1 protein-coding gene is annotated in these 226 nt (G+C 66.4%); it reads left to right on the top strand.

The genetic code is table 11. From position 1 onward, the window contains the following. Nucleotides 1-226 (top strand): POTRA domain-containing protein (locus tag DM374_RS33015; protein ID WP_318531837.1); only part of this gene is annotated, 226 nt, incomplete at both ends.

Here is a 226-nt window from a genome sequence, read left to right as displayed (position 1 = left end):
GCGCACGGTTTCCCTCGGCGAATTGCAGGCCGGTGCCAACCGCATCACCCGTTTGTACCGCGAGCGCGGCTACCCGCTGGCCCGGGCTTACATTCCGGCTCAGGAAATCGATGGCGGCGTGGTGCAGATTGCCGTGATGGAAGGTCGCTTCGGCGAGGTCGGGTTGAACAATACCTCGCGGGTTGCAGACGCAGCCCTGACCCCGCTCGCGGCGCTCAAGCGCGGT

Source organism: Pseudomonas huaxiensis (assembly GCF_003231275.1).
GTDB classification, from domain to species: Bacteria; Pseudomonadota; Gammaproteobacteria; order Pseudomonadales; family Pseudomonadaceae; genus Aquipseudomonas; species Aquipseudomonas huaxiensis.
This window is presented reverse-complemented; position numbering and strand designations above follow the sequence as displayed.